General features: G+C 58.7%; 28 protein-coding genes and 1 tRNA gene. 23 read left to right on the top strand and 6 right to left on the bottom strand.

Features of this window, described 5'->3' with window-relative positions; translation table 11 throughout:
- Nucleotides 1–4 precede the first annotated feature (4 nt).
- From NK667_RS18280 to mtnC, 4 genes are all read left to right on the top strand, one after another.
- Nucleotides 5–1,150 (top strand): MFS transporter, encoded by a 1,146-nt coding sequence (locus tag NK667_RS18280; protein WP_054615669.1) that lies wholly within the window; start codon nt 5–7, stop codon nt 1,148–1,150.
- On the top strand, nt 1,147–1,773 hold the full coding sequence (locus tag NK667_RS18275; RefSeq protein ID WP_054048583.1) for a methylthioribulose 1-phosphate dehydratase: 627 nt from the start codon (nt 1,147–1,149) through the stop codon (nt 1,771–1,773). Before NK667_RS18280 ends, NK667_RS18275 begins: the two co-directional genes overlap by 4 nt.
- A gap of 93 nt (nt 1,774–1,866) precedes the next feature.
- Nucleotides 1,867–2,412, top strand: a complete 546-nt coding sequence (locus NK667_RS18270) for a 1,2-dihydroxy-3-keto-5-methylthiopentene dioxygenase (protein WP_054048581.1) — start codon at nt 1,867–1,869, stop codon at nt 2,410–2,412.
- A 4-nt stretch (nt 2,413–2,416) separates the two neighbouring features.
- Nucleotides 2,417–3,100: an acireductone synthase gene (gene mtnC / locus NK667_RS18265; protein ID WP_054615668.1), complete on the top strand. Its 684-nt coding sequence runs from the start codon at nt 2,417–2,419 to the stop codon at nt 3,098–3,100.
- 197 nt (nt 3,101–3,297) lie between these two features.
- Here mtnC and NK667_RS18260 read toward each other — a convergent pair whose 3' ends face one another.
- Complete coding sequence (locus NK667_RS18260; RefSeq protein ID WP_054048577.1) at nt 3,298–3,576, bottom strand: DUF3509 domain-containing protein; 279 nt, start codon at nt 3,574–3,576, stop codon at nt 3,298–3,300.
- Between the two features lie 342 nt (nt 3,577–3,918).
- Here NK667_RS18260 and NK667_RS18255 point away from each other — a divergent pair, with 342 nt between their 5' ends.
- The 10 genes from NK667_RS18255 (at nt 3,919) to NK667_RS18210 (ending at nt 13,181) form a co-directional block, all read left to right on the top strand.
- A complete protein-coding gene (locus NK667_RS18255; protein ID WP_054615667.1) occupies nt 3,919–5,745 on the top strand; it encodes a long-chain-acyl-CoA synthetase in 1,827 nt (608 codons plus the stop codon).
- 96 nt (nt 5,746–5,841) lie between these two features.
- Nucleotides 5,842–6,360 carry an ankyrin repeat domain-containing protein gene (locus NK667_RS18250; RefSeq protein ID WP_054615666.1) on the top strand — a complete coding sequence of 173 codons (519 nt, stop codon included), beginning with the start codon at nt 5,842–5,844 and terminating at the stop codon, nt 6,358–6,360.
- Nucleotides 6,361–6,599: 239 nt separating this feature from the next.
- The gene (locus NK667_RS18245) at nt 6,600–7,130 is read left to right on the top strand and encodes a hypothetical protein (RefSeq protein ID WP_054048571.1); all 531 of its coding nucleotides are present in this window, start codon (nt 6,600–6,602) and stop codon (nt 7,128–7,130) included.
- Nucleotides 7,131–7,201: 71 nt separating this feature from the next.
- Nucleotides 7,202–7,393: a PLDc N-terminal domain-containing protein gene (locus NK667_RS18240; protein ID WP_054048570.1), complete on the top strand. Its 192-nt coding sequence runs from the start codon at nt 7,202–7,204 to the stop codon at nt 7,391–7,393.
- Nucleotides 7,394–7,667: 274 nt separating this feature from the next.
- Entirely contained in the window at nt 7,668–8,543 is an 876-nt protein-coding gene (speE, locus tag NK667_RS18235) for a polyamine aminopropyltransferase (protein ID WP_054615665.1), read from the top strand.
- 223 nt (nt 8,544–8,766) lie between these two features.
- On the top strand, nt 8,767–9,000 hold the full coding sequence (locus NK667_RS18230; RefSeq protein WP_054048566.1) for a hypothetical protein: 234 nt from the start codon (nt 8,767–8,769) through the stop codon (nt 8,998–9,000).
- Between the two features lie 214 nt (nt 9,001–9,214).
- Complete coding sequence (locus NK667_RS18225) at nt 9,215–9,556, top strand: ribonuclease E inhibitor RraB (protein WP_054048564.1); 342 nt, start codon at nt 9,215–9,217, stop codon at nt 9,554–9,556.
- A 440-nt stretch (nt 9,557–9,996) separates the two neighbouring features.
- Nucleotides 9,997–11,406 (top strand): circularly permuted type 2 ATP-grasp protein, encoded by a 1,410-nt coding sequence (locus NK667_RS18220; RefSeq protein ID WP_054048561.1) that lies wholly within the window; start codon nt 9,997–9,999, stop codon nt 11,404–11,406.
- Nucleotides 11,407–11,418: 12 nt separating this feature from the next.
- Nucleotides 11,419–12,369 (top strand): alpha-E domain-containing protein, encoded by a 951-nt coding sequence (locus tag NK667_RS18215; protein ID WP_054048559.1) that lies wholly within the window; start codon nt 11,419–11,421, stop codon nt 12,367–12,369.
- Complete coding sequence (locus NK667_RS18210) at nt 12,366–13,181, top strand: transglutaminase family protein (protein WP_054048557.1); 816 nt, start codon at nt 12,366–12,368, stop codon at nt 13,179–13,181. The genes NK667_RS18215 and NK667_RS18210 overlap by 4 nt, the downstream gene beginning before the upstream one ends.
- A gap of 114 nt (nt 13,182–13,295) precedes the next feature.
- On the opposite strand, the gene NK667_RS18205 is transcribed toward NK667_RS18210, so the two are convergent.
- Nucleotides 13,296–14,117 (bottom strand): c-type cytochrome, encoded by an 822-nt coding sequence (locus NK667_RS18205; RefSeq protein WP_054048555.1) that lies wholly within the window; start codon nt 14,115–14,117, stop codon nt 13,296–13,298.
- Nucleotides 14,118–14,712: 595 nt separating this feature from the next.
- On the opposite strand from NK667_RS18205, the gene NK667_RS18200 reads away from it, so the two are divergent.
- From NK667_RS18200 to NK667_RS18190, 3 genes are all read left to right on the top strand, one after another.
- Nucleotides 14,713–15,918 carry an acetyl-CoA C-acetyltransferase gene (locus tag NK667_RS18200; protein ID WP_054615664.1) on the top strand — a complete coding sequence of 402 codons (1,206 nt, stop codon included), beginning with the start codon at nt 14,713–14,715 and terminating at the stop codon, nt 15,916–15,918.
- A 24-nt stretch (nt 15,919–15,942) separates the two neighbouring features.
- Entirely contained in the window at nt 15,943–18,087 is a 2,145-nt protein-coding gene (locus NK667_RS18195) for a 3-hydroxyacyl-CoA dehydrogenase NAD-binding domain-containing protein (protein ID WP_054615663.1), read from the top strand.
- 95 nt (nt 18,088–18,182) lie between these two features.
- Entirely contained in the window at nt 18,183–18,905 is a 723-nt protein-coding gene (locus NK667_RS18190; protein WP_054048550.1) for an amidotransferase, read from the top strand.
- A gap of 126 nt (nt 18,906–19,031) precedes the next feature.
- Here NK667_RS18190 and NK667_RS18185 read toward each other — a convergent pair whose 3' ends face one another.
- From NK667_RS18185 to NK667_RS18175, 3 genes are all read right to left on the bottom strand, one after another.
- Nucleotides 19,032–20,003, bottom strand: a complete 972-nt coding sequence (locus NK667_RS18185) for a magnesium and cobalt transport protein CorA (RefSeq protein WP_054048547.1) — start codon at nt 20,001–20,003, stop codon at nt 19,032–19,034.
- Nucleotides 20,004–20,272: 269 nt separating this feature from the next.
- Entirely contained in the window at nt 20,273–20,995 is a 723-nt protein-coding gene (locus tag NK667_RS18180) for a 1-acylglycerol-3-phosphate O-acyltransferase (protein ID WP_054615662.1), read from the bottom strand.
- 214 nt (nt 20,996–21,209) lie between these two features.
- Complete coding sequence (locus NK667_RS18175; protein WP_054053945.1) at nt 21,210–21,899, bottom strand: crotonase/enoyl-CoA hydratase family protein; 690 nt, start codon at nt 21,897–21,899, stop codon at nt 21,210–21,212.
- Nucleotides 21,900–22,207: 308 nt separating this feature from the next.
- Here NK667_RS18175 and NK667_RS18170 point away from each other — a divergent pair.
- From NK667_RS18170 to NK667_RS18145, 6 genes are all read left to right on the top strand, one after another.
- A tRNA-Ser gene (locus tag NK667_RS18170) sits at nt 22,208–22,297 on the top strand.
- Between the two features lie 312 nt (nt 22,298–22,609).
- Complete coding sequence (locus NK667_RS18165) at nt 22,610–22,792, top strand: hypothetical protein (RefSeq protein ID WP_082356773.1); 183 nt, start codon at nt 22,610–22,612, stop codon at nt 22,790–22,792.
- Nucleotides 22,793–22,842: 50 nt separating this feature from the next.
- The gene (locus NK667_RS18160; RefSeq protein WP_156339494.1) at nt 22,843–22,995 is read left to right on the top strand and encodes a hypothetical protein; all 153 of its coding nucleotides are present in this window, start codon (nt 22,843–22,845) and stop codon (nt 22,993–22,995) included.
- A 51-nt stretch (nt 22,996–23,046) separates the two neighbouring features.
- Nucleotides 23,047–23,763, top strand: coding sequence for a zeta toxin family protein (locus NK667_RS18155; RefSeq protein WP_236708608.1), 717 nt, complete (start codon nt 23,047–23,049; stop codon nt 23,761–23,763).
- Between the two features lie 24 nt (nt 23,764–23,787).
- Nucleotides 23,788–23,970: a hypothetical protein gene (locus tag NK667_RS18150; protein WP_054053949.1), complete on the top strand. Its 183-nt coding sequence runs from the start codon at nt 23,788–23,790 to the stop codon at nt 23,968–23,970.
- Between the two features lie 106 nt (nt 23,971–24,076).
- Entirely contained in the window at nt 24,077–24,397 is a 321-nt protein-coding gene (locus NK667_RS18145; protein ID WP_054054102.1) for a YbjQ family protein, read from the top strand.
- Between the two features lie 41 nt (nt 24,398–24,438).
- Here NK667_RS18145 and NK667_RS18140 read toward each other — a convergent pair whose 3' ends face one another.
- Nucleotides 24,439–25,152, bottom strand: a complete 714-nt coding sequence (locus NK667_RS18140) for a hypothetical protein (protein ID WP_063869683.1) — start codon at nt 25,150–25,152, stop codon at nt 24,439–24,441.
- Nucleotides 25,153–25,385: the final 233 nt, after the last annotated feature.

The raw sequence follows: 25,385 nt of genomic DNA, 5'->3' as shown, positions 1-25,385 counted from the left end.
GACGTTGGCGGCGCTCCCGTACTGGCGGCTTTCCAGCTTCTACCTGTTCTATTTCGCCTTGCTCGGATCGACAGCGCCATTCCTGGCGCTGTACTTCGATCACCTGGGCTTTTCCAGCGCGCGCATCGGCGAACTGGTGGCGATCCCGATGCTGATGCGCTGCGTGGCGCCGAACATCTGGGGCTGGCTCGGCGACTACACCGGCCGACGCCTGGCCATCGTGCGCTTCGGCGCGGTCTGTACGCTGCTGACGTTCTCGCTGATCTTCGTCAGCAAAACCTACGCCTGGCTGGCGATGGTCATGGCCCTGCATGCATTCTTCTGGCATGCGGTGCTGCCGCAATTCGAAGTCATCACCCTGGCGCACCTGAAGGGCCAGACCTCCCGTTACAGTCAGATTCGTTTGTGGGGCTCCATCGGTTTCATCATTACCGTGGTCGCGCTCGGGCGGGTCTTTGAATGGCTGAGCCTGGATGTCTATCCCGTTGCGTTGGTGCTGATCATGGCCGGGATCGTCGTCAGCAGCGTGTGGGTGCCGAACGCACAACCGGTGCAGAGCGAACGGGTGACGGGGGAGGGCTTCCTCAAGCAACTGCGCAGCCCCGGCGTGTTGGCGTTTTACGGTTGTGTGGCGCTGATGCAGATGAGCCACGGCCCGTATTACACCTTCCTGACCTTGCACCTTGAACGTCTCGGTTACAGCCGTGGCGTGATCGGCATGCTCTGGGCCGTCGGTGTGGTGGCTGAAGTCCTGATGTTCCTGGCCATGAGCCGGATTCTCGCGCGCTTCTCGGTACGCCGGGTGTTACTGGCGAGTTTTCTGCTGGCGGCCCTGCGCTGGTTGCTGCTAGGTTCATTCGCTGAATTTTTGTCGGTGCTGTTGTTTGCGCAGGTGTTGCACGCGGCCACTTTCGGCAGCTTTCACGCGGCTGCCATCCAGTTCGTGCAACGTAGTTTCGGCGCGCGCCAGCAAGGTCAGGGCCAGGCGTTGTACGCGGCACTCGCCGGCACCGGCGGCGCACTCGGCGCGTTGTATTCCGGCTACAGCTGGAATGCCCTCGGCGCCACATTGACCTTTAGTATTGCCAGCCTCGCGGCCTTCGCGGCTGCCGTTATCATTGCCACACGTATGCAAGAGGACCGGCCATGAGCCTTACCCGAGAACACCTCGCCCAGGAAATCATCGACGCCGGGCGTTTTTTGTATGGTCGCGGCTGGTCGCCGGCCACCAGCAGCAACTATTCGACGCGCCTGTCGCCGACCGAAGCGCTGCTGACCGTGTCCGGCAAGCACAAAGGCCAGTTGGGCCTCGACGATGTGCTGGCCACCGACCTGTCGGGCAACAGCCTGGAGCCGGGCAAAAAGCCGTCTGCCGAAACCCTGCTGCACACCCAGCTGTATAGCTGGCGCCCGGAGATCGGCGCGGTGTTGCACACCCATTCGGTGAACGCCACGGTGTTGTCGCGCTTGACCCCGCAAGACTTCATCGAGTTCGAAGACTACGAACTGCAAAAAGCCTTCAGCGGCGTATCTACCCACGAGTCGCGCGTTCGGGTGCCGATTTTCGACAATGACCAGGATATTGCGCGCCTGGCCGCCAAGGTGCAGCCTTGGCTGGACGCCCATCCCGATTGTGTCGGCTACCTGATTCGCGGCCACGGCCTCTACACCTGGGGCGCACGCATGAGCGACGCGTTACGCCAGATCGAGGCCTTTGAATTTTTGTTCGAGTGCGAGTTGAAGACCCGCAGCGTCATGAACCGCCAAGGCTGACTTCACCAGAAGTAGCCCATTTGCCTGATGAAGCGCCTGGCCTGACCGGTCTGAAAGAACCGGAAGGCGCGGCCGATACCGAGGAATTGCCCCATGAGCAGCCTGTCCGTTTATCACGTCTCAAGCCCGGAAATCCCGAACAAGGTCTTGACCCATTTCGAAGACATCGCCTCGACCCTGGCCGAACAGGGTGTGCGCTTCGACCGCTGGCAAGCCACCGCGAAAATCCAGCCCGGCGCCAGCCAGGAAGAAGTGATCGCCGCGTACCAGGAACAAATCGACAAGCTGATGACCGAGCGTGGCTACGTCACCGTCGATGTCATCAGCTTGAACAGCGACCACCCGCAAAAAGCCGAACTGCGCGCCAAGTTCCTTGATGAGCATCGGCATGGCGAAGACGAAGTACGATTTTTCGTCGCCGGTCGCGGGTTGTTTACCCTGCACATCGACGATTACGTCTACGCGGTGCTGTGCGAGAAAAACGACCTGATCTCGGTCCCGGCCGGCACGCCGCACTGGTTCGACATGGGCGAGCATCCGCATTTCGTCGCGATCCGCCTGTTCAACAACCCGGAAGGCTGGGTCGCCAAGTTCACCGGCGAAGACATTGCCAGCCGCTTCCCGCGCCTGGAGGACTGAGCCGATGCCGATCAAAGCGATTCTCACCGACATCGAAGGCACCACCAGCGCGGTGAGTTTTGTGTTCGACGTGTTGTTTCCGTATGCGGCGAAACACCTGCCGGACTTCGTTCGCCAGCACGCTGCGCGGGCGGACGTTGCCGAGCAACTGGACGCCGTGCGCCGGGACAGCAATGAACCCGAGGCCAACATCGAGCGGGTGATCGAGATCCTGCTGGGCTGGATCGCCGAAGACCGCAAAGCCACGCCGCTCAAGGCGTTGCAAGGCATGGTCTGGGAGCAGGGCTATCAGGCCGGGCAGTTGAAAGGCCACGTTTACCCGGACGCCGTTGAAGCGCTCAAGCGCTGGCATCAGGACGGTTATCAACTGTTCGTGTATTCCTCGGGCTCGATCCAGGCGCAGAAGCTGATTTTCGGCTGCTCGGAGGCGGGGGATTTGTCGCCGCTGTTCAGCGGTTATTTCGACACGACCTCGGGGCCCAAGCGTGAGGCGCAGTCTTACGCGCGTATTACTCAGGCGATTGGCTCGGAGCCGGGGCAGATTCTGTTCCTGTCCGACATCGTCGAAGAGCTGGATGCAGCGCGCACGGCGGGCATGGCGACTTGCGGGTTGGCGCGAGAGGATGGTGAGCTGGCGGGGCATGTGACCGTCGACAGCTTCGCGCGGATTGATCCTTCGACGTTCTAACCTTCAACACATACAACCTGTGGGAGCGAGCTTGCTCGCGATGGCGTCCTGTCAGTCAATACGCATGTCGACTGATACGCCCCCATCGCGAGCAAGCTCGCTCCCACAGGGTTCCACAGTGATTGTGCGATCCCAGATACAACTCAGGCCGTGAAGCGAAAGCTCTCACGGCCTGTCTGTTTACAGCGTCTAACGATTTACGCCGAATGATAAGTCGGCAGTGCAAACCGTTGCTGGCTTTGCAGCATGGAGATCTGCGGCAATTCACTGGCTTGTTCAGCCAGGTCACGGCGGATCGCGCTGATCACCCACGACAGTTGATCGCCAGCATGCAATTGCTGGTAGGAAATCGAACGCTTGAAGACTTTGCCTTCGGTGCTGCGCAGTGTCAGCAGGATGCCGCCGTCAGGTCGTGCCTGGGTGGTCACATCGAAGTTGGAGAACAGCGAGGTAAATTTTTCTTGGATCAGGCTCATGTCTATCAGCTCCGTTAGCGCTTAATTAGCAAGCATGGAGAGGTAGTTGCAGCGATTGTGCCAGCACCTGAATTTTTAAAAGTCGTTATAAATCAATAAGTTATTTATATGTCGATTTTTTGCTTTCGTGCAAACTGCATGAATGGCCATCGTGCATCCTGCATTTTGCGTGGTCGCGCGCAATTCGATGGAACGAATCACACGGCCAGGGTTCGCGTTTTCACAGGTATCGACTGCGGATACAAAACATTGCAAAAACCGCGTGTACAGCTTCAGAACCGCTGACGTATTTTCGGGCTCAATCAACGCCGCCCGACAATAAGAAAATCAACGGGAGCCACCATGAGCGACACGATTACCTGGGGCATGATGCTCCGCAAATTGCCGACCATCGCCAAAGCCATTCCCCGGGTGGTGAAGGGCATGAAGGTCGCCAACGTCAAGGACCCGACCCAACCGTGTGGCCTCGGCTGGAGCTTCGAGCAGGCGACTTTGCGCAATCCCGATGGCTTCGCCTTGCTGCAAGACGAGGTGCTGCTGACTTATACACAGGTCAATCAGTGGGCCAATCGCATCGCCCATCACCTGATCAGCCAAGGCATCGGCAAGGGCGATGTGGTGGCGGTGTTCATCGAGAATCGCCCGGAATTGCTGGTCACGATCCTCGCGGTGGCCAAGGTCGGTGCGATCAGCGCCTTGCTTAATACCTCGCAAACCCGCGACACCCTGGCCCACAGCCTGAACCTGGTGGCGCCGGTGGCGATCATTGTCGGCGAAGAGCTGGTGCTGGCGTTTTCGGCGGTTCGCGAGCGGGTATCGATCCCGGCGACGCACACCTGGTTCGTAGCCGACCGTGATACTTTCAGCTATCCGGGCATTTCGCCCGATCGTTTCGTCAACCTGATGATGGCCTGCGCCGACGCCCCCGACGACAACCCGGCCAGCAGCCAGCAGGTGTTTTTCGACGACACCTGCTTCTATATCTACACCTCCGGCACCACTGGGTTGCCCAAGGCCGGCGTGTTCAAACACGGGCGCTGGATGCGCAGCGCCGCGAGTTTCGGCATGATCGCCCTGGATATGCAGCCGCAAGACGTCGTCTATTGCACCTTGCCGCTCTACCACGCCACCGGGCTTTGTGTGTGCTGGGGCTCGGCCATCAGCGGCGCCTCGGGGTTCGCCATCCGCCGCAAATTCAGCGCCAGTCAGTTCTGGAACGACGTGCGCAAGTACCAGGCGACCACCCTCGGTTATGTCGGCGAGCTGTGTCGCTATCTGGTCGATCAACCGGTCAGCGCCGACGACGACAAACACGGCGTGACCAAGATGATCGGCAATGGCTTGCGCCCCGGCGCCTGGCGCGAGTTCAAGACGCGCTTCGGGGTGAGCCACATTTGCGAGCTGTACGCGGCCAGCGACGGCAACATCGGTTTCACCAATATCCTCAACTTCGACAACACCATCGGTTTCTCCCTGATGTCCTGGGAGCTGGTGGCGTATGACCACGACAGCGGCGCGCCGATTCGCAACGCCAAGGGTTTGATGAGCAAAGTCGCCAAGGGCGGGCAGGGCTTGTTACTGGCGAAAATCGACGACAAGGCGCCGCTGGACGGCTACACCGATCCGCAGAAAACCGAGAAAGTCGTGCTCCACGACGTTTTCGCCAAGGGCGACCGCTACTTCAATACCGGCGACCTGCTGCGCAATATCGGCTTCGGTCACGCGCAGTTTGTTGATCGCTTGGGCGATACCTACCGCTGGAAGGGCGAGAACGTCTCGACCACCGAAGTCGAAAACATCCTGTTGAAGCACCCGAATATCTGCGAGGCGGTGGCCTACGGTGTAGAAATCCGCAACACCAATGGCCGCGCCGGGATGGCAGCGATTACGCCTGCCGAGTCCCTGGCCACTTTGGATTTCAGCGAATTGCTGAGTTTTGCCCGCCAGCAAATGCCTGCCTACGCGGTGCCTTTATTCCTGCGGGTGAAGGTGAAAATGGAAACCACCGGGACCTTCAAATACCAGAAGACCCGACTCAAGGACGAAGCTTTCGACCCCGGCAAGACCGGCGATGACCCCATCTATGCGTGGCTGCCGGGCACCCAGACCTACGTGCAAGTCACGGGGGAAGTGTTGGCGGATATTCATGCGGGCAAGTACCGCTATTGAATCTGGCTATGGCGGGTCATGAGAAAAAAGGAGTGACAGGCGCCGGAGCGCTCGGGAAACTGTCGGCTTTCCGATTGACCGAATAGAGAGTCCTCCATGTCAGACCAAAGCCGCCAGATGACGCCCGAAGAAGCTGCCGAATTCGCCGAACAGGTGTTCAACAAAGCGCGCGAAGGCGATGCCGCCATGATGGCTGCGCTGCTGAGCAAAGGCCTGCCGCCGAACCTGCGCAACCACAAGGGCGACACCTTGCTGATGCTGGCCGCGTACCACGGCCACGTGGACACCGTGAAAGTGTTGCTGGAACACAAGGCCGACCCGGAAATCCGCAACGACAACGGCCAGAGCCCGATTGCCGGCGCCGCGTTCAAGGGCGACCTGGCGGTGGTCAAGGCGCTGGTAGACGGCGGAGCGCAAGTGGAAGGTTCGTCGTTCGACGGCCGCACGGCGCTGATGATGGCGGCGATGTTCAACCGCGTGGAAATCATCGACTACCTGATCAGCAAAGGCGCCGACCCGAAAGCCAAGGACGCCAATGGCGTGACCGCGCTGGACGCGGCGAAGACTATGGGTGCGACGGATACCACTGCTCAGCTTGAGAAGCTGCTCGGTTGATCCGACGCGCTCCCCTGTGGCTGCGGGGCTCTTGTGGCGAGGGGGCTTGCTCCCGCTCGGCTGCGTAGCAGTCGTAAACCCGGCGAATACGGTTTACCTGAAAGATCGCATTGTCTGATTTCAGGGCCGCTACGCGCCCCAACGGGGGCAAGCCCCCTCGCCACAGGTTCCCGCCAAAATGCCTGTTAATGCGGTATCCTTCGCGCCCTAAAATTTCCCTCGCTACAGGATCCATCCCCATGAAAGCCGCACTCGTCGAACTCATCAGCAAAATCAGCTCCGGGTGCATGGGCGATGACGAAATCCTGAAGATCGCTGACGAAGCGGCCCAGGCCTACGCCGATCCGCAGGCTTTTCTGACAGCCAACCCGGACATCAACTACGACGACACCTTCCCGATGCCGTTGGGCGAATGGGTCGTGGTGGGCAGCCTGCCGGAAACCGTGCTGTTCCAGGCCGACACCTACGTGGACCTGTTCGCGCAAATCGTTGCCTCGTTCGGCCCCGGCGTCGACTTCAACATCAAGCCCAAGCAACTGGCCAAGACCGAAGCCCTGACCGCGCTCAATCGCATCCAGGTGCAGATGGGCAGCATGAACAAGGACAACGGCGGTTACACGCTGCTGAACTTCAGCCAGTTGCTCGACGATGAACTGCAAGTGGTGCTGGTCTACGGTAACGACGTGCCGCGCGTGCTCGAACTGTGCGCACAGGTCGGCATCGCCGCCGCGCCTTCCCTGGAAGCCCTGAAAGTGGCGATCCACGTTTAATGGAATAAAACGGAACCCTTGCAAGGGCCGACTATCCTAAGACTGCATGCCACTATCTTGGGAGCGACACCATGGGTTCCACGTTCAACGGTCTGGTTGGCCTGATCATTCTTGCCCTGGACATCTGGGCCATCATCAACGTGCTGAAAAGTGGCGCCGAAACCGGGATGAAAATCATCTGGGTGCTGCTGATCCTGCTGCTGCCGGTACTGGGCCTGATCATCTGGGCCATCGCCGGGCCACGAGGCAACGTCCGCATCTAACGGGTGAATCCTGTTTACCTGTAGGAACACAGGACCTGTGGGAGCGGGCTTGCTCGCGAAGGCGGAATGTCAGTCGACATCAACATTGACTGCCACACCGCCTTCGCGAGCAAACCCGCTCCCACATGGGATTGCGTCCGCGTCAGCAACTGACGTTCGACCTGTCATGTTCCGCAACGTAGAATGCGCGCCTTTCCCGGGCAATCGAGCCTTTCGATTGGCCATCATGGGCGGGTAACCGTCCGTTGCCGCCGCATTCATCGGAGCACTTCCCATGAGCACCACCAAGACCAGCGAATACCTGGAAACCCTGTACGAAGGCTACGGCCAGCGTTTTCGCATGGAAAAACTGCTGCACGAAGTGCGCACCGAACACCAGCACCTGGTGATCTTCGAAAACCCGCGCATGGGCCGGGTCATGGCGCTGGACGGTGTGATCCAGACCACCGAAGCCGACGAATTCATCTACCACGAAATGCTCACCCACGTGCCGATCCTCGCCCATGGCTCCGCCAAGCGCGTGCTGATCATCGGCGGTGGCGACGGCGGCATGTTGCGTGAAGTGGCCAAGCACGGCAGCGTCGAACACATCACCATGGTCGAGATCGACGGCACCGTGGTCGACATGTGCAAAGAGTTCCTGCCGAACCACTCCAAGGGCGCGTACGAAGACCCACGGCTGAACCTGGTGATCGACGACGGCATGCGTTTCGTCGCCACCACCACCGAAAAATTCGACGTGATCATTTCCGACTCCACCGACCCGATCGGTCCGGGTGAAGTGCTGTTCTCGGAAAACTTCTACCAGGCTTGCCACCGTTGCCTGAACGAAGGCGGCATCCTGGTGACCCAGAACGGCACACCGTTCATGCAACTGGGCGAAGTGCAGACCACCGCTGGCCGCCTGCGCAGCCTGTTCCCGGACTGGCACTTCTATCAAGCGGCCGTGCCGACCTACATCGGCGGCGCGATGACCTTCGCCTGGGGCGCGACCAACACCGCGTATCGCAAATTGTCCCGCGAAACCCTGCAACAGCGCTTCGCCGGCAGCGGCATCATCACCCGCTACTACAACCCGGAAATCCACATCGGCGCTTTCGCGATGCCGCAATACGTGCTGAACGCGATCAACAAGCCAAGTAACGATTAAAAAGTTATCCACAATCCCAATGTGGGAGCGGGCTTGCTCGCGAAAGCGGTGTGTCAGTCAATATTAATGCCGACTGACATGACGCCTTCGCGAGCAAGCCCGCTCCCACAATGGGTTGTGGTGTTTTTTAGAGGGTGTATCAGGTAATTCGTTTGAACGATCAGTCAGGCCAAAAGTCCAGATGGTTGTAAGCCCATTTGCGGGTTTGATCGAGGAGGCACTGATGCAAAAGTGGAAGATCACTTTCGTGGATGATCACGGCGAAACGCTCGATGAAGTCTTTGAGTGCGACGAGTGCCCGGATAACGAGCACGCGGCCAAACTCATCAAGGCCCGGCTCCTGCCCGTCGCTGCCGAACTGGATCTGAACGATCTGGAAGGGCGAACCGACGACGCCAGCGTAAAAAGTCTCAAGACCCAGAACAGCATTCAAATCCTCGGCATTACTCCTGTCTGAACCTCACCTGTCTCATTCACATCCAGACCTTGGCAGCGGCTCCGACTTGGGGCTACTCTGCAAGCGAGATCAGCGAACGGATCGCTAAGGTCTGGTCTTGTCAGCTACATGCTTAAACCCCGACGGCAACCTGGTTGCCGTATCGTCTCCACCAATCGGTTGCGGGCGTCGGGAGTACGGAAAGTCTATCCATATGGTTTTAGGAGGACGATTCATGAGCACAGCCTATCAAGAAGACATCAGTACCAGCGTACTGCGCCGCATGAAGGAAGGCGGGTTCGACTTTTCAAGATTCCATCCCATCGAGTTCTACGCGATTTTCCCGGACGAGGAGCGGGCACGCAGGGCGGCAGGTCATTTTTGTGGTGAATCCTTGAATGCCCAGATCAGCGTGCGCGACGACGGCGCGTGGCATCTGGAACTGAGCAAAGTGATGTACGCCACCTACGATGGCATCGGCGACTTTGAGCAGGACTTCGAGGCCGTGGTTGAACCTCTGGGCGGGATCATCGAAGGATGGGGCGTCAAGCAAGAGGTACGAGGGCTACTCGCATAACACTATGAACAGCGACAACATCCAGCAACGGCTGACCTTCGGGTTGGCCGTTTTTGTTTGTGCGGTTTACCCATTCCCTGTAGGAGCTGTCGAGTGCAACGAGGCTGCGATCTTTTGATCTTCGCTTTTGATTCACAACATTTCAAAAACCCAAAAAAAAGCCGCCTAAACAGGCGGCCAAAGGGAAGTTGGAGAGGTTTTGAAACGAATGCGCCGATTATCCGCAGCAACTCCCGGGCAGTGAAATCAACTCTGACTATGCTGGTGATAGGCGACAACATTGCTTCGCAATGAAGCGGGGGCGATCAGGTTGGGGCGTTTGCCGCACAGGATTGGTGCGGCGCTTTTGGGGCGATTATCCAACTGATTGAAATTAAAGCGTTTATGCCGATGGCACGGGCCTTGCGAAGCCTAGATGTCCGGGTGACAAGGAGTACGGCATGATCCGCACCTATTTTGATGAGATGTACGATGCCGGCGGCCTGGTCCGCCCGCATTATCGGGAGTTTGCCCGTTGGCTGGCCGAGACGCCTGACGAGCTTCTGGCACAACGGCGACGCGAGGCCGATCTGTTGTTTCATCGTGCCGGCATAACCTTCACGCTCTACGGTGATGAGCAGGGGACAGAGCGCCTGATTCCCTTCGACACCATTCCTCGCAGTATCCCCGCCAGCGAATGGCGGATCGTCGAGCGCGGCTGCATCCAGCGGGTCAAGGCGTTGAACATGTTCCTCGCCGACCTCTATCACGAGCAGCGCATCATCAAGGCCGGCATCATCCCGGCCGAGCAAGTGCTGGCCAACGAGCAATACCAGTTGGCGATGCAAGGCCTGGATTTGCACCGGGATATCTATTCCCACATCTCCGGCGTCGATCTGGTGCGCGATGGCGACGGCACGTACTACGTGCTCGAAGACAACCTGCGTACACCGAGCGGCGTGAGCTACATGCTCGAAGACCGCAAGATGATGATGCGCCTGTTCCCCGAGTTGTTCGCGGCGCAGCGCATTGCTCCCATCGACCACTACCCGAACCTGTTGCTCGACACCCTGAAAAGCTCCAGCCCGATCGATAATCCGAGCGTGGTAGTGCTGACTCCTGGGCGCTTCAACAGCGCGTTCTTCGAGCATGCCTTTCTGGCGCGGGAAATGGGTGTGGAACTGGTGGAAGGCGCGGACCTGTTCGTGCGCGACGACAAGGTGTTCATGCGCACCACGGACGGACCGAAAGCCGTCGACGTGATTTATCGTCGCCTCGACGATGCGTTCCTTGATCCGCTGGCGTTCAACCCGGACTCGATGCTCGGCGTGCCAGGGCTGCTGTCGTCCTATCGCTCCGGCAACGTGGTGCTGGCGAATGCCATCGGCACCGGGGTCGCGGATGACAAGTCGGTGTATCCGTTCGTGACCGACATGATCCGTTTCTACCTGGATGAAGAACCGATCCTGAAGAACGTGCCGACGTTCCAGTGCCGCAACCCTTCGGAACTGTCCCACGTCCTGGCCAATCTTCCCGACCTGGTGGTCAAGGAAACCCAAGGCTCCGGCGGTTACGGAATGCTGGTGGGGCCGGCGGCAACGGCGGCGGAAATCGAGTCGTTCCGCGCACGGATCAAAGCCAAGCCCCACGCGTACATCGCGCAACCGACGTTGTCCCTGTCGACCTGTCCGACCTTTGTCGAAAACGGCATCGCGCCACGCCACATCGACCTGCGTCCGTTTGTATTGTCTGGCCGCGAAACCCGGGTCGTACCCGGCGGTTTGACCCGTGTTGCCCTGCGTGAAGGCTCCCTGGTGGTGAATTCCTCCCAGGGCGGCGGAACCAAGGACACTTGGGTGGTCGAGGATTGAAGGAAGCTTGCCATGCTAAGTAGAACTGCCTCGGATTTGTATTGGATGTCGCGTTACCTGGAGCGGGCGGAAAACCTCGCACGGATGCTCGACATCAGTTATTCGCTGTCGCTGATGCCGCAGGACGGCCGTGGTGACGGTCTGCACGAACTCGCCATGCCGCTGCTGATCACCGGCACGCTGGACGATTACCTGGAGCGCCACGGCGAGTTGCATGCCGAACGGCTGTTGCATTTCTTCGCCCTGGACGCGGCCAACCCGGCGAGCATCTATAGCTGCCTCGGTTCGGCGCGGGCCAGTGCCCATGCGGTGCGTGGGCGAATCACCGCCGACATGTGGGAAAACATCAACGCCACCTGGCTGGAAATTCGCGGGATCGCGGAGCAGGGCCTGAGTCGTTACGGCATGAGCCGTTTCTGCGAGTGGATCAAGGAACGTTCGCACCTGTTTCGCGGCGCGTCCTACGGCACGATCATGCGTAACGATGCGTTTCGTTTTATTCGTCTGGGCACGTTTATCGAACGGGCCGACAACACGTTGCGCCTGCTCGACGCGCGTTACGAAATGGCCGGCGATCAGGCCGAAGCGGTCAGCGATGGCACGGCGCACGCCTACTACCAGTGGAGTGCGTTGCTGCGGGCGTTGTCCTCGTTCGAGGCCTACACCGAGATCTACCGCGATGCACCTGGCGCCCGGCAGGTGGCCGAATTGTTGCTGCTGCGGGCTGATGTTCCGCGCTCGCTGAGGGCTTGCACCGAAGAAATCGACCAGATCCTCGCGCAATTACCGGGGGCCAACGGCCGTCCTGCGCAACGGTTGGCGGCAGAGATGGATTCGCGCCTGCGCTACACCGGCATCTCCGAAATTCTCGACGAAGGCCTGCACGCCTGGCTGACCGAGTTCATCCCGCTGGTGCGCCAGTTGGGCAACGCCATTCACAGTTCCTACCTGGAGGCTGCATGAGACTTTCCATTAGCCACGAGACCACCTATCACTACGAAGATCAGGTGCGGGCGAGCATCCAGTACCTGCGGCTGACACCCCACGACAGCGAGCGCCAGCACGTACTCAGCTGGCAACTCGACCTGCCGCGCCCGGTGCGCGCGCAGCTCGATCCGTTCGGCAACATCCTGCACGTGCTGACCATGGACGAGCCTCACGAGGCGATCATTATTGGCGCTCGCGGCCAGGTCGATATCGATGAACTGCGCGAAGCCGAACATGAGAGCCAATCGGCGCTGCCGTTCCTGCGTTTCACCCGATTGACCGAAGCCGACGAAGCCTTGCGGGCGTTCGCGGAAAAGGAATGCAAGAAGCGTCGGGATCGCACCGCGCTGATCGACTTGATGCAGGGCCTGAACCAGCACATGACCTACACGCCGGGCTCCACCGAAGTGGATACCAGCGCTGCCCAGGCCTTCGCCGGGCGTTCCGGTGTCTGCCAGGATCACACCCATGCGTTTCTCGCCTGCGCCCGCAGCCTGGGGATTCCAGCGCGTTATGTGTCGGGGTATTTGTACAGCGAGAACAGCGAACACCTGGCCAGTCACGCCTGGGCCGAAGCCTGGCTGGATGACGCGTGGTACAGCTTCGACGTGACTAACCAATTGGCCCGACCGGAGCGCCATCTGAAGCTGGCGGTGGGCCTGGATTACCTGGATGCCTGCCCGGTGCGCGGGATGCGCCGGGGCGGTGGGTGCGAGCAGATGCATGCGAAGGTGTTCGTGTCGCCGACGCCGGTTTTTGCGCCGGTAATCTCCGTCCAGCAGCAGTAATCGGGGATACCGCTTCGCGAGCAAGCTTCGCTCTTACAGGGGATCTGTGAACCGCACAAATCCCCTGTAGGAGCGAGGCTTGCCCGCGAAGAGGCCAGCCCGGCCAGCGCAAAGCTAAGGCTTAACCTTACGCCCCGCCATATGCTTCAAATACCCCACCAACAAATCCAGATCCCCCGCCGGCAACACCTGCTCGGAAAACGCCGGCATCTTCGCTTGCGGCCACTGCCTCAAACTCTGTGGATCACGAATGTAGCGCTTGAGGAAATCCGCGCCGAAGTACTCGGTGGGGTTGAACGGGATATTCAAATCCGGCCCGAACTGCGCATCGCCCGCGCCGTTGAGTCGATGGCAGGCCAGGCAATTCTTCTGGAACAAGGCAAAGCCTTGATTCACCGGATCGTCCGCCTTCAACGCAGGATCAGGTAGCAGGGCAGGAAAGCGTTGGGCCACTGGCGCCATGCGCTTGATGCTGGCGACTTCGAATGGCCATTGTTCCGGGCTGATATTGCCGGCCTGCGGATTGGTCCAGACCAGATAAAACGGCCCGGCACTGTGCTTGCCTTCAGACAGTGGCGGCCACGGCTTGGCCGGGTCTTCAATCGCCAGCCAGGCCTGCGCGCCTTTCGTATTGAGCAACGGCGCCGCCGCCAGTTCAGCGGCAAAACCGTCCAGCGCCACGGCTTGCAAGTGGTCGTCAGGCTTGATGCCGGTCAACAACGCGGCCAACGGCACGGCGCGATAACTCATGTCGCGCTTGTAGGAAACGTCGTTGCTGATGCTGATGGTTTGGGCCTGAGGATGCTTGAGCAACTCCTCGGTCTGCCAGGTGCGACTGCTCGCGCCCAGCTCCAGGTTCAGCTGTGCGGCATACAGGGGCGAGCCGACCAGCATGGCCCCCAATAGAAAAAGTGCTTTCAAGTGATCGCCGTCCATGTCGTGGAAGTGCCGTGAAGGTTGGCACAGCCACGCTGGCCCGGGTAGCGAGCCAGTCACATTTTTATGAGGCGATAGCAAATCCTGACGCTATTTTTTTACCAGCGACTAGCCGATCACCTTGGTCAGGTTCGGCAAAATCAACAACAGCGTAGTGGCGAATAGGATGAGTCCGGCTTGACGTACTTTCGAATGTTTGAACATGGCTGACCGCCTTTTTTTGTTATTTCCTGATGCCTGCCTGCATATCTCCATGACGGCAAAGCGCTGCACTTCCTGTAGGACGAGTGCCTCGGCAAAACCCGACGACAACTTCGTACATCTTCACCTTAGAGCCCGCGTCACACTTGGTTTAGATCCATTTAGTATGGTCCTGACGTTAAAAGCTCTTAAAAAGGCATGAGGCCTATTGCCAGCTTCTTGGGCGCCCGTTTGCTAGACAGCTTCGTCACCTGAATCGGTTAATCCGATAGCTGACTACCGTCCGTCTGAGCGTGACCGTCAACGTCCGTGAGCATTGCGGTCATTGAATCCGGCGCTGCTGGGCTTAAGGTGAGAACTCAGCTTTTATTCCCCGCACAGGTTCGAGGACCACATGACCGAAGCTCTGATTTTCGACGCGCTGCGCACGCCACGCGGCAAAGGCAAGGCCGATGGCGCGCTGCACAGCGTCAAACCGGTGAACCTGGTGGCCGGGTTGCTGACGGCGTTGCAGCAGCGCACGTCGCTGGATACCAGCCAGGTCGATGACGTGGTGCTCGGCTGTGTCACGCCCATCGGCGATCAGGGCTCCGACATCGCCAAGACGGCGGCGCAGGTCGCCGATTGGGATGTCAGCGTGGCGGGTCTGCAGATCAACCGCTTCTGCGCCTCGGGGCTGGAGGCGGTAAACCTTGGCGCGATGAAAGTCCGTTCCGGTTTCGAAGACCTCGTTGTTGTGGGCGGGGTCGAGTCCATGTCTCGCGTACCCATGGGCAGCGACGGCGGCGCCTGGGCGCTGGACCCGGAAACCAACCTGCACAGCCACTTCACGCCCCAAGGCGTTGGCGCTGACCTGATCGCCACGATTGAAGGCTTCAGCCGCCAGGACGTCGATGCCTACGCACTGCACTCCCAGCAAAAAGCTGCGCGGGCTCGGGCGGACGGTTCGTTCAGCAAATCCCTGGTGCCGGTGCAGGACCAGAACGGCATCATCCTGCTCGATCATGATGAATTCATCCGCGCCGAATCGACCCTGGAGGGCTTGGGCAAGCTCAAGCCGAGTTTTGAAATGATGGGGCAAATGGGTTTCGACGCCACGGCGTTGCGGGTCTACAGCCACATCGAGCGGATCAATCACGTACACACGCCGGGCAACAGTTCCGGGATCGTCGATGGCGCGGCACTGATGCTGATCGGCTCCGAAGCCAAGGGCCGGGCGCTGGGTTTGCAGCCGCGGGCGCGAATCGTGGCGACGGCGGTCACCAGCACCGACCCGACCATCATGCTCACCGGCCCCGCGCCGGCTACCCGCAAGGCATTGGCCAAGGCCGGGTTGCGGGTTGAAGACATCGATCTGTTCGAAGTCAACGAAGCGTTCGCCTCGGTGGTGTTGAAATTCATCAAGGACATGGCCATCGACCCGGACAAGGTCAACGTCAACGGCGGCTCGATCGCCATGGGCCACCCGCTGGGCGCCACCGGTTGCGCGATCCTCGGCACCTTGCTCGATGAACTGGAAACCCGGCGCCTGCGCTATGGCCTCGCGACCCTGTGTGTCGGCGGCGGCATGGGCATTGCCACCATCATCGAACGCCTCTGAGCCCCGATTTCAAGGAACTGTGAAATGACTGAAGCCATTCGTTACGAAAAGGGCCAGGACCAGATCGTCGTCCTGACCATCGACATGCCGGGCCAGAGCGCCAACACCATGAACGCGGTGTACCGCGTGGCCATGGCCGCCCGCGTCACTCAATTGGTCGCGGAAAAGGACAGCATCGCCGGGGTCATCATCACCTCGGCCAAGAAAACCTTCTTCGCCGGCGGCGATCTCAATGAGCTGATCAAGGTCGGCAAGCCTGAAGCCAAAGCCTTCTACGACATGGTGCTGACGTTGAAGGGGCAACTGCGCACTCTGGAAACCCTCGGCAAACCGGTTGTCGCCGCAATCAACGGCGCGGCATTGGGCGGCGGGTGGGAAATCTGCCTCGCCTGCCATCACCGCGTGGCGCTGGATAATTCGTCGGTGCAACTCGGCCTGCCGGAAGTGACCCTCGGCTTGTTGCCGGGCGGCGGTGGAGTGGTGCGCATGGTGCGCATGTTGGGGATTGAGAAAGCCCTGCCGTATTTGCTCGAAGGTAAAAAAGTCCGGCCGCAGCAGGCGTTGCAGGCCGGTTTGATCGATGAGCTGGCAGCGGATCACGATGAACTGTTGGCGAAGTCGCGGGCGTGGATTCTCGCCAATCCTGCGGCTGTGCAGCGTTGGGACGTGAAGGGTTATCAGATCCCGGGCGGCACGCCGTCGAGCCCGAAAGTCGCGCAGATGTTGGCTATCGCGCCATCGATCCTGCGCACTAAAACCCAGGGCACGCTGCCGGCGCCGGAGAAAATCCTCTGCGCGGCGGTGGAAGGCGCCCAAGTGGATTTCGACACCGCGCACCTGATCGAAACTCGTTACTTCACTGAATTGACCACCGGCCAGGTGTCGAAGAACCTGATCGGCACCTTCTGGTTCCAGCTCAACGAAATCAATGCCGGCGGTTCGCGGCCGCAGGGATTTGCGCCTTATGTGACGCGCCGAGTAGGTGTGTTGGGCGCAGGAATGATGGGCGCCGGGATTGCCTTTGTCAGTGCCTCGGCGGGCATCGACGTCGTGCTCAAGGACATCAATCTTGCTGCGGCGCAGAAGGGCAAGGCGCATTCGGCGACGCTGCTGGACAAGAAAGTCTCCCGTGGCCAATTGAGCCCCGAGCAACGCGATGCGGTGCTGGCGCGGATTCACACCACCGAAAACGATGCGGACCTGGCCGGCTGCGACCTGATCATTGAAGCGGTGTTCGAAGATCGCGATCTGAAAGCCAAAGTCTCGGCGGCGGCACAGAAAGTCGTCGGCGCGGACGCGGTGATTGCTTCCAACACTTCAACCCTGCCAATTAGCGGCCTGGCGACTGCCGTGCCGGACCAGAGCAAGTTCATCGGCCTGCATTTCTTCAGTCCAGTGGAGAAAATGCCGTTGGTGGAAATCATCAAGGGCACGAACACCAGCGACGAAACCCTGGCCCGTGGTTTCGATTTCGTCCTGCAAATCAAGAAAACCCCGATTGTGGTCAACGACAGTCGCGGCTTCTTTACCTCGCGAGTGTTCGGCACCTTCACCAATGAAGGCATCGCCATGCTCGGCGAAGGCGTGAGCGCGCCGATGATTGAGACCGAAGCGCGCAAGGCTGGCATGCCTGTCGGGCCTCTGGCGATCTCCGACGAAGTTTCCCTCAGCCTGATGAGCCATATCCGTCAACAAACGGCCAAAGACCTGCAAGCAGAAGGGAAACCGCTGATAGAACACCCGGCGTTCGCCGTGATTGACTTGCTGCTCAACGAATACAAACGTCCGGGCAAGGCTGCTGGCGGTGGTTTCTACGATTACCCGGCCGGAGGGCAGAAACATCTATGGCCAGAGCTGAAAACCCGTTTCGAAAAGGCTGACGGGCAGATTTCGCCGAAGGACGTGCGTGATCGCCTGTTGTTCGTGCAAGCCATCGAAACCGTGCGCTGCGTGGAGGAGGGCGTGCTGACTTCGACGGCGGACGCGAACGTCGGCTCGATCTTCGGCATCGGCTTCGCGGCATGGACCGGCGGCGCGCTGCAATTCATCAACCAATATGGCGTGAAAGACTTCGTCGCCCGCGCCCAGTACCTGGCCGAGCAGTATGGCGAACGGTTCATGCCGCCCGCGCTGCTGCTGGAAAAAGCCGCAAAAGGGCAGGCGTTCTAAGGGACCGATGACGCATTTCGGGGCTTGCCTTGCCACCGTGTTTCAAGGCAGGCTCTGGGGTGTGCATTATTCCCATCACGTGTCAGGTATTTTTTATGTCGTTACGCATCTGCATTCTGGAAACCGACATCCTGCGTCCGGAACTGGTCGATCAATATCAGGGTTACGGGCAGATGTTCCAGCGTCTGTTTTCGCAGCAACCCATCGCTGCCGAGTTCACCGTCTACAACGTGATGCAGGGCGAATATCCCAGCGATGAGCTGACGTTCGACGCGTACCTGATCACCGGCAGCAAGGCCGATTCCTTCGGCACCGACCCTTGGATCGAAACCCTCAGAGCCTACCTGCTGAACCGCTACGAACGCGGCGACAAACTGCTGGGCGTCTGCTTCGGTCACCAACTGCTGGCGCTGCTGCTGGGCGGCAAGAGCGAGCGGGCGACCCAGGGCTGGGGCGTGGGCATCCACAACTACAAACTCGCCGCCAAGGCGCCGTGGATGAGCCCGGTGCGGGAAGAGCTGACGTTGTTGATCAGTCACCAGGATCAGGTGACCGCACTGCCGGAAAACGCCACGGTGATCGCCTCGAGCGATTTCTGCCCGTTCGCCGCTTACCACATCAACGACCAGGTGCTGTGCTTCCAGGGGCACCCGGAATTTATTCACGACTACTCACGGGCGCTGCTGGACATTCGTCAGGAAGCGTTGGGCGAACAGATTTATACCAAAGGCGTGGCGAGCCTTGAGCATGAGCACCACGGCGCTACCGTTGCGGAGTGGATGATGCGGTTTGTGGCGCATAAGCCAGCGGCGGTCTGACACAAACCTGTGGCGAGGGGGCTTGCCCCCGTTCGGCTGCGCAGCAGTCGTCGATGTGGTCCGCCGAAAATGTCGGGGGCCGCTACGCAACCCAACGGGGGCAAGCCCCCTCGCCACAATGATTTTCTACAACCACCCAGACCGCTTGAAACTCGCCCACAACCCCACACACCCCACCGCTATAAACCCCAACACCGCGAAATACCCGTAGTGCCAACTCAACTCCGGCATGTTCTGGAAATTCATCCCGTAAATCCCGGCCACCGCCGTCGGGAACGCCAGAATCGCCGCCCACGCAGCAAACTTGCGCTGCACTACGCTTTGGCGTGACGCCTCCAGCAACACCCCGACCTCAATCGTTTGGCTGGCAATGTCCGCCAGGGTCGTCAGGTCTTCCATCTGCCGCGTCACGTGGATCTGCACATCACGGAAGTACGGGCGCATGTTCTTGTCGATAAACGGGAAACTCAGCTTTTGCAGTTCTTCACCGATCTCTACCATCGGCGCGGCGTAGCGACGCAAGCGCAGCACGTCTCGGCGCAGGCTGTGGAGGTTCTGAATGTCGCGTTCATTCAACGCGCTGCACAGCACGTTGCGTTCCAGCTCATCGATCTCGGCGTGGATCGCTTCGCCCACTGGCTGGTAGTTTTCGATCACGAAATCGAGGATGGCATAGAGTACGAAATCTTCCCCGTGCTCCAATAACAACGGACGTGCCTCACAGCGTTGGCGAACATGGGCGTAGGACGCCGAGTGACCGTTGCGCGCGGTGATGATGTAGCCCTTGCCGGCAAAAATGTGAGTCTCGATGAACTCCAGTTTGCCTTCGTGGCGGATTGGCGAGTACGTGACGATAAACAACGCATCGCCGAAGGTTTCCAGCTTCGGTCGGCTGTGTTTTTCCAAGGCGTCTTCGATGGCCAGTTCGTGCAGGTTGAACTGGCGTTGCAGGTTGGTCAGCTCCTGGGCGTTGGGCTCTTCGAGGCCGATCCACACAAAGTGGCCGGTCTTGGCCGCCCAGGCCGCGCCTTCATCGAGGGTGATATTGGTGATTTTTTTACCGGCGCTATAAACCGCAGCAGCAACAACTCTACCCATGATGGTGGTTCGCTTCTTATTGGCAGTGGCAAGGCAGTGACCAGCTTAGCCTTCTGCTTGTAGAGATTCAGTGAAATCTGCAGAGTTCACCGACAGCGCGCAATTGTGTCAGGCCCCGTAGCAGCTGCCGAGCCTGCGAGGCTGCGTTCGGCTGCGAAGCAGTCGTAATATCAGCCAGCGCGGTGTTACAGGAAGACCGAATGCTCAGGTTTGACGACTGCTTCGCAGCCGAACGCAGCCTCGCAGACTCGGCAGCTGCTACAGGGTTTTCAAGCGGCTTGCAGTTGCCGATCCATCGAGGCGATGCACTCGCGCATCTGCTCGCGGCACTGGGCGATCAGCAGGGGCATGTCGTCCATGCTCAACCCGGCGGTAGGAATTGCCGGCAGCGAACGAATCAGAATTTTCCCACTGCGCCAGCGGTTCAATCGCATGTGTTTGACGTAACTGCTGACACACACCGGGACGATCGGCACACCGGCAGCGATGGCCATCTGGAACGCGCCTTTCTTGAACGGCAGCAGGTCTTCGCCGAGGTTGCGCGTGCCTTCCGGGAATACCCAGATCGACGTGTCTTCATGCTGCAAGGTGTGGGTGGTGGTGAGCATCGACTGGCGCGCCTTGTGCGCGTTGCCCCGGTCGATCAATACATTGCCGGCCAGCCAGAACAACTGGCCGAACAGCGGCACCCACTTCAGGCTCTTCTTGCCGATACACACGGTGCGGCGGGGCACCACGTTGCCGAACACAAACAGATCGTAGTTGGACTGATGGTTGGCAATGATCACGCAGCTCTCGGGTTTGTCCATCAACGGACCGACCTCGGTCTTCACCCGCAAACGCAAAATACACATCGCCGGCCAGGCATACAGGCGGGCGCACAAACGGCTATTGTCCGGGTTGAATGGCCGGCACAGACCCAGGATCACCCCCAGCACACCGGCCAGAATAAAGTGCAGGCCCATCAATAACATACGAAACACAAAGAGCATTTACAGGCCCCACCGGGACAAAAGGTGGCGCAGTGTACGGATGTGCACTGTTTTCGGCAATTGCCGCTATAGAGGAGGGAGATAGGCGATGTTTAAGCGCATGTTTCCGACTTGTAGGTCAGACGCGGCCTAGAGCGGTTGCAGGATTTTCAACAGTGCACGTACGAAAAAGCCCGACACGACGGTCGGGCTTTTGTTGCAGCAGGCGTGGGCTTTAACCCAAGTGTTCCTGATCCTGGATGATCGCGTTGTCCAGCGTCTCCAGCAGCGCCTTGCGCACCTTCAGTTTGGTGGCCTTGTGCGCGGTCATGTTGATCTTCTTCAACTGACGCGCCGCTGCCAGCGCTGCACCTTGCAGCTCCTCGGCCGACACCACCACATCCAGGAAGCCGGCCGCGATTGCGCTTTGCGGGTTGAACATCTCGCCATTGATCACCGAGCGATGCAACGCCGAGTTGCTCAGGCGATCCCGCGCCAGCTCGATCCCGGCGTGGTGCATGGTCATGCCGATCTGCACTTCATTCAGGCCAATGCTGAACGGGCCGTCGACACCGATGCGGTAATCCGCCGACAACAACAGGAACGCACCCTTGGCCACGGCATGCCCAGGGCACGCAACGATCACCGGGAACGGGTGCGACAACAGACGGCGAGCCAGCGTCGAACCCGCTGTCACCAGCGCAACTGCTTCCTTGGGACCGGCCGTCATCACCTTCAAGTCATAACCGCCGGACAGAATCCCCGGTTGACCAGTAATAATCACCACCGCACGATCAGTCACCGCCTGATCCAGCGCAGCATTAAACGCCGCAATCACATCCGGCGAAATGGCGTTGACCTTGCCATTGCTCAACGTCAGGGTCGCGATACCGTCTTCGAGGTGGTAGGAAATCAACTCACTCATGACGCTATTCCTTGTATGAAAGTTGAGGCAGACGTTACCCACCGCCGCAGGCCAGGTAAAGCGCCGTGACTGACCCGCCGGTCATGCTTTACCGGTCCAGCAAGCGTAGCCGGCCGCACCAGCCGTGCATTCCCCTCTATATAGAAGAGGGGACGACGCCGGAGATTGGCCGGTTTGCCATGGCCCCGAACCCGCCGCAGCGCCTGAATCGCTAAGCGCATGAAAATTCTGAAAAAAATATTTGCCATCGGAAAAGCTTTCGACTACATTAGCGCGCCTCGACAGACAGAACATGTTTGAAGAGATACGGTGAAGTGTCCGAGTGGCTTAAGGAGCACGCCTGGAAAGTGTGTATACAAGAAATTGTATCGAGAGTTCGAATCTCTCCTTCACCGCCAAATTCGATGTAACCAGAACCCCTGATTTCGAGAGAAATCAGGGGTTTTGTGGTTTCTGGCGTCCGGGTTTTGGGTAGGGCGCTTAAAGACGCTTCTGAAACTGGTGTAGGAAAAACGTAGGTGGCGTAGGACGTGGTTCTGGAGCGCCAGGTGCTGCGGGGCTTTGATGAGGTTGGCACCTTAAATTAGCAGTCTGTGGGTGGGGCTTTTCGTTTTGCACCGACCGGGTACAGAATGAATCAGCGGGCAGCGCACACGGATTGCCCCTCTACCCGGATGGATGGAAAGACGCTCCCTATGCAGGAACTCACCATGGAGCAGGCCGAGCTGGAAAAGGTCCATGTCGAAATCGTCAAGCTGATGGCGGAGCAGCGCAAGTTGAATGCTGAAGCGGGGAAGATGACCCGTGAGACTTTTTGGTATCCGGTGGCGGTTGCGACAGGGCTCATAGGGTCGGTGGCGACGGTTACGGCGGTTTTGATCAAGTTTGTTTAATTTGCGTCTCGTCATATCAATTTGGAGCTTTTACTGAAAAAGGAGTTTGTATGTCTGCAATGGAAGGCGCAGGAACAGTGCGGCTACTGTCTTTTTCTTACAGGGACAGTAAAGGTCAGGTGAGTGAACGGCAGCTGACCCGATGGAAGAAAAACTCGGTTCACATCCTGGGACATTCCGAAGAGATACTTTCTATCGCTTGATAGCTTCCTGTGCTTGTGATGGTGACGGCGTAAGTGGAACAGAGAGCTGATATGACACCTGAAGAAAAAGCCATTGAAGAGGCGGCCCTCCAGTTTGCTAAGGAACATCGAGCCAGATTGGCTAGGGGGGTTGCAGATACGAAGGTATTTCCTTCGGAAGTATCCCCTCTAACCGTTTTTATGGCCGGGTCACCCGGAGCAGGCAAGACCGAGATTTCAAAAGCTATGGTGGATGTACTTGAGCAGGGGACCGTCAGTGTTGAGGCAAAGAAAATTCTGCGGATTGATCCTGATGACTTTAGATGTCTGATTCCAGGTTACGCCGGTAGCAACTCGTATCTCTATCAACGCGGTGTGACAAGGATACTTGAAAGGGTTTTAGATCGAGTTTTTGAAAAGCGGATTTCATTCCTGCTTGATGGAACACTGGCTAACATTGATGTGGCAAAGCGAAATATTAATAGAGTGTTAGCTAATCAACGAATTGCTCAGGTGATATACGTCTATCAGGAACCAAGCCTCGCTTGGCAGTTTGTTCAGGCTCGCGAGATCACCGAAGGGCGCAATATTCCTTTGGAGGTATTTGTCTTGCAATATCTCGCAGCCAGAAGAAACGTGATTGAGCTACGAAAATGTTACGACGAGCGATTTTTTGTAGATCTGATCATCAAGAACACGGATGGTACGGCTTCGTTTTTTGAGGGGATGTCAGTGCGGAGCGAATTGACGCTCTCATTCCCCAGACCTATGATCAATCCGAGCTCGTAGAGCTATTAACCGGAGTACATAATCATGAGCGCGGCTAAAGACGGAGCATCCAGTCCCTTGGCTGACTTTTTCACCAAGGCGTCGGCGGAAACCAAACGGGACGTCTACAACGCCGTGATCAGCAAAGCTATTGCTTCTCAACGAGCTGTTCTTGAGAAGGCTGAGACGATCAAGAAGGCGAATGCCTCAGCGGAAAAAGGCGCCTGAAAATAAGCGTCTCTTCAATTCCAAAGCCCAGCCACTTGCTGGGCTTTTTTATTTTTTCATCCAGTTACCTGACGCTAACGTGCGCCAGGACAAACACGGGAACCCCATGATCACCACCACAACCCACACCATCGAAGGCCGGCAAATCACAGCCTACCTGGACATCGTCAGCGCCGAGTCGGTGCAGGGCGTTAACGTGATCCGCGACATGTTTGCAGGAATGCGGGATTTTTTTGGTGGGCGTTCGCAGACGCTCGAGCGAGCGCTGAAGGAGGCACGCATTCAGGCGACGGACGAGATCAAGGAGCGGGCGCGGGCGTTGCAGGCCGATGCGGTGGTGGGGCTTGATTTCGAGATCAGCATGCCGGCCGGCAAGGGCGGGATGGTGGTGGTGTTTGTGACCGGGACGGCGGTCAAATTGAGATGAAGCGGCCCGTGGCGGTTAGCGCACGGGCATCGTCAGGTTGATCAGGCGGTGAGCGTAGCGCGTTCGCCCTTGGTGGAGACCTGAAGGAAAAAATAGTTGCTCATTTTGGTGTTGCCCGACTTTTGATATGTAAACAATTGGCCAAGGTCGATGGTTTTTTCGAAGTTGTCCTTGTTCAGAATAAAACCGCCGGTGCCCAGGTATTCCCGATCTTCCTTCACATACTCGAAAGAGCTGCTCGCATATTCGTTGGCGGCGTCTTTCAAGGCGTCGGATTGATTCATGTACTCGGTAAGACGAGCGAGGTCTTCGGCGCTGACCGAGCCGGTAGGGGATGTGGCCTTGAGTTGCCCTTGCGGGTCGACGGTAAAGCCGAAGTCTTTTTCCTCAAGTGTCGGATCGATGTTTTTCAAATCGTCCAGAAACTGCATGTACGTAGTCTTGAGGTATTCATGAGCTGCCATCAAGCGGTCATGAGCGGCGGGAAAGTCTTTGGTGGGCTCGGTGCGGCCAACGTAGACGTCAATGGCGACCATGGGCGTTCCCGGCTCGGAGGGCTGGGAGGGCGACGGATTGCTCGGGTGATAGATGACGCCCGGGGTCAGCTGCGTGCCCGTCGGGTTTTTCATGTCGATCGCGCCGGAGTCGATCATCTCCTTTATTTTTTCGCCACCTGCTTTACCCGCCGCGATCTGCTCGGGGGTGAGCGTGATAGGCGTTGTGTTGATCAGTGACGGCATTCCCTTGATTTCCATGTTCTCTCCCTGAGTTTTTAGCGTAGGAATAAGGGCAACGGCTTGTCTCTGGAAATCTTGAGGGCGGAACGGACGTACGACATGTTTCTGTTTGTTACGTGATCGATTTGTAGGACGTCGGCATCGGCCATTCGTCGGGCTTAGGGTGATCTGAACCACAAGTCCAGTAATGACCGGCTAGTCTCAAAAGCCTTGGTGGTCGATATTTTTCAGGCAGAACAGGCTTGCCGGTA

Source organism: Pseudomonas nunensis, from assembly GCF_024296925.1.
GTDB classification, from domain to species: Bacteria; Pseudomonadota; Gammaproteobacteria; order Pseudomonadales; family Pseudomonadaceae; genus Aquipseudomonas; species Aquipseudomonas nunensis.
The sequence above is the reverse complement of the archived record's forward strand: the minus strand, read 5'-3'. Positions and strand labels throughout refer to the sequence as shown.

What these genes read in the sequence shown, in the direction of transcription:
- NK667_RS18275 (WP_054048583.1), top strand. Translation starts at nt 1,147, where the DNA reads ATGAGCCTTACCCGAGAACACCTCGCCCAGGAAATCATCGACGCCGGG.
- NK667_RS18270 (WP_054048581.1), top strand. Translation starts at nt 1,867, where the DNA reads ATGAGCAGCCTGTCCGTTTATCACGTCTCAAGCCCGGAAATCCCGAAC.
- mtnC (WP_054615668.1), top strand. Translation starts at nt 2,417, where the DNA reads ATGCCGATCAAAGCGATTCTCACCGACATCGAAGGCACCACCAGCGCG.
- NK667_RS18260 (WP_054048577.1), bottom strand. Translation starts at nt 3,576, where the DNA reads ATGAGCCTGATCCAAGAAAAATTTACCTCGCTGTTCTCCAACTTCGAT.
- NK667_RS18255 (WP_054615667.1), top strand. Translation starts at nt 3,919, where the DNA reads ATGAGCGACACGATTACCTGGGGCATGATGCTCCGCAAATTGCCGACC.
- NK667_RS18250 (WP_054615666.1), top strand. Translation starts at nt 5,842, where the DNA reads ATGTCAGACCAAAGCCGCCAGATGACGCCCGAAGAAGCTGCCGAATTC.
- NK667_RS18245 (WP_054048571.1), top strand. Translation starts at nt 6,600, where the DNA reads ATGAAAGCCGCACTCGTCGAACTCATCAGCAAAATCAGCTCCGGGTGC.
- NK667_RS18240 (WP_054048570.1), top strand. Translation starts at nt 7,202, where the DNA reads ATGGGTTCCACGTTCAACGGTCTGGTTGGCCTGATCATTCTTGCCCTG.
- speE (WP_054615665.1), top strand. Translation starts at nt 7,668, where the DNA reads ATGAGCACCACCAAGACCAGCGAATACCTGGAAACCCTGTACGAAGGC.
- NK667_RS18230 (WP_054048566.1), top strand. Translation starts at nt 8,767, where the DNA reads ATGCAAAAGTGGAAGATCACTTTCGTGGATGATCACGGCGAAACGCTC.
- NK667_RS18225 (WP_054048564.1), top strand. Translation starts at nt 9,215, where the DNA reads ATGAGCACAGCCTATCAAGAAGACATCAGTACCAGCGTACTGCGCCGC.
- NK667_RS18220 (WP_054048561.1), top strand. Translation starts at nt 9,997, where the DNA reads ATGATCCGCACCTATTTTGATGAGATGTACGATGCCGGCGGCCTGGTC.
- NK667_RS18215 (WP_054048559.1), top strand. Translation starts at nt 11,419, where the DNA reads ATGCTAAGTAGAACTGCCTCGGATTTGTATTGGATGTCGCGTTACCTG.
- NK667_RS18210 (WP_054048557.1), top strand. Translation starts at nt 12,366, where the DNA reads ATGAGACTTTCCATTAGCCACGAGACCACCTATCACTACGAAGATCAG.
- NK667_RS18205 (WP_054048555.1), bottom strand. Translation starts at nt 14,117, where the DNA reads ATGGACGGCGATCACTTGAAAGCACTTTTTCTATTGGGGGCCATGCTG.
- NK667_RS18200 (WP_054615664.1), top strand. Translation starts at nt 14,713, where the DNA reads ATGACCGAAGCTCTGATTTTCGACGCGCTGCGCACGCCACGCGGCAAA.
- NK667_RS18195 (WP_054615663.1), top strand. Translation starts at nt 15,943, where the DNA reads ATGACTGAAGCCATTCGTTACGAAAAGGGCCAGGACCAGATCGTCGTC.
- NK667_RS18190 (WP_054048550.1), top strand. Translation starts at nt 18,183, where the DNA reads ATGTCGTTACGCATCTGCATTCTGGAAACCGACATCCTGCGTCCGGAA.
- NK667_RS18185 (WP_054048547.1), bottom strand. Translation starts at nt 20,003, where the DNA reads ATGGGTAGAGTTGTTGCTGCTGCGGTTTATAGCGCCGGTAAAAAAATC.
- NK667_RS18180 (WP_054615662.1), bottom strand. Translation starts at nt 20,995, where the DNA reads ATGCTCTTTGTGTTTCGTATGTTATTGATGGGCCTGCACTTTATTCTG.
- NK667_RS18175 (WP_054053945.1), bottom strand. Translation starts at nt 21,899, where the DNA reads ATGAGTGAGTTGATTTCCTACCACCTCGAAGACGGTATCGCGACCCTG.
- NK667_RS18165 (WP_082356773.1), top strand. Translation starts at nt 22,610, where the DNA reads ATGGAGCAGGCCGAGCTGGAAAAGGTCCATGTCGAAATCGTCAAGCTG.
- NK667_RS18160 (WP_156339494.1), top strand. Translation starts at nt 22,843, where the DNA reads ATGTCTGCAATGGAAGGCGCAGGAACAGTGCGGCTACTGTCTTTTTCT.
- NK667_RS18155 (WP_236708608.1), top strand. Translation starts at nt 23,047, where the DNA reads ATGACACCTGAAGAAAAAGCCATTGAAGAGGCGGCCCTCCAGTTTGCT.
- NK667_RS18150 (WP_054053949.1), top strand. Translation starts at nt 23,788, where the DNA reads ATGAGCGCGGCTAAAGACGGAGCATCCAGTCCCTTGGCTGACTTTTTC.
- NK667_RS18145 (WP_054054102.1), top strand. Translation starts at nt 24,077, where the DNA reads ATGATCACCACCACAACCCACACCATCGAAGGCCGGCAAATCACAGCC.
- NK667_RS18140 (WP_063869683.1), bottom strand. Translation starts at nt 25,152, where the DNA reads ATGGAAATCAAGGGAATGCCGTCACTGATCAACACAACGCCTATCACG.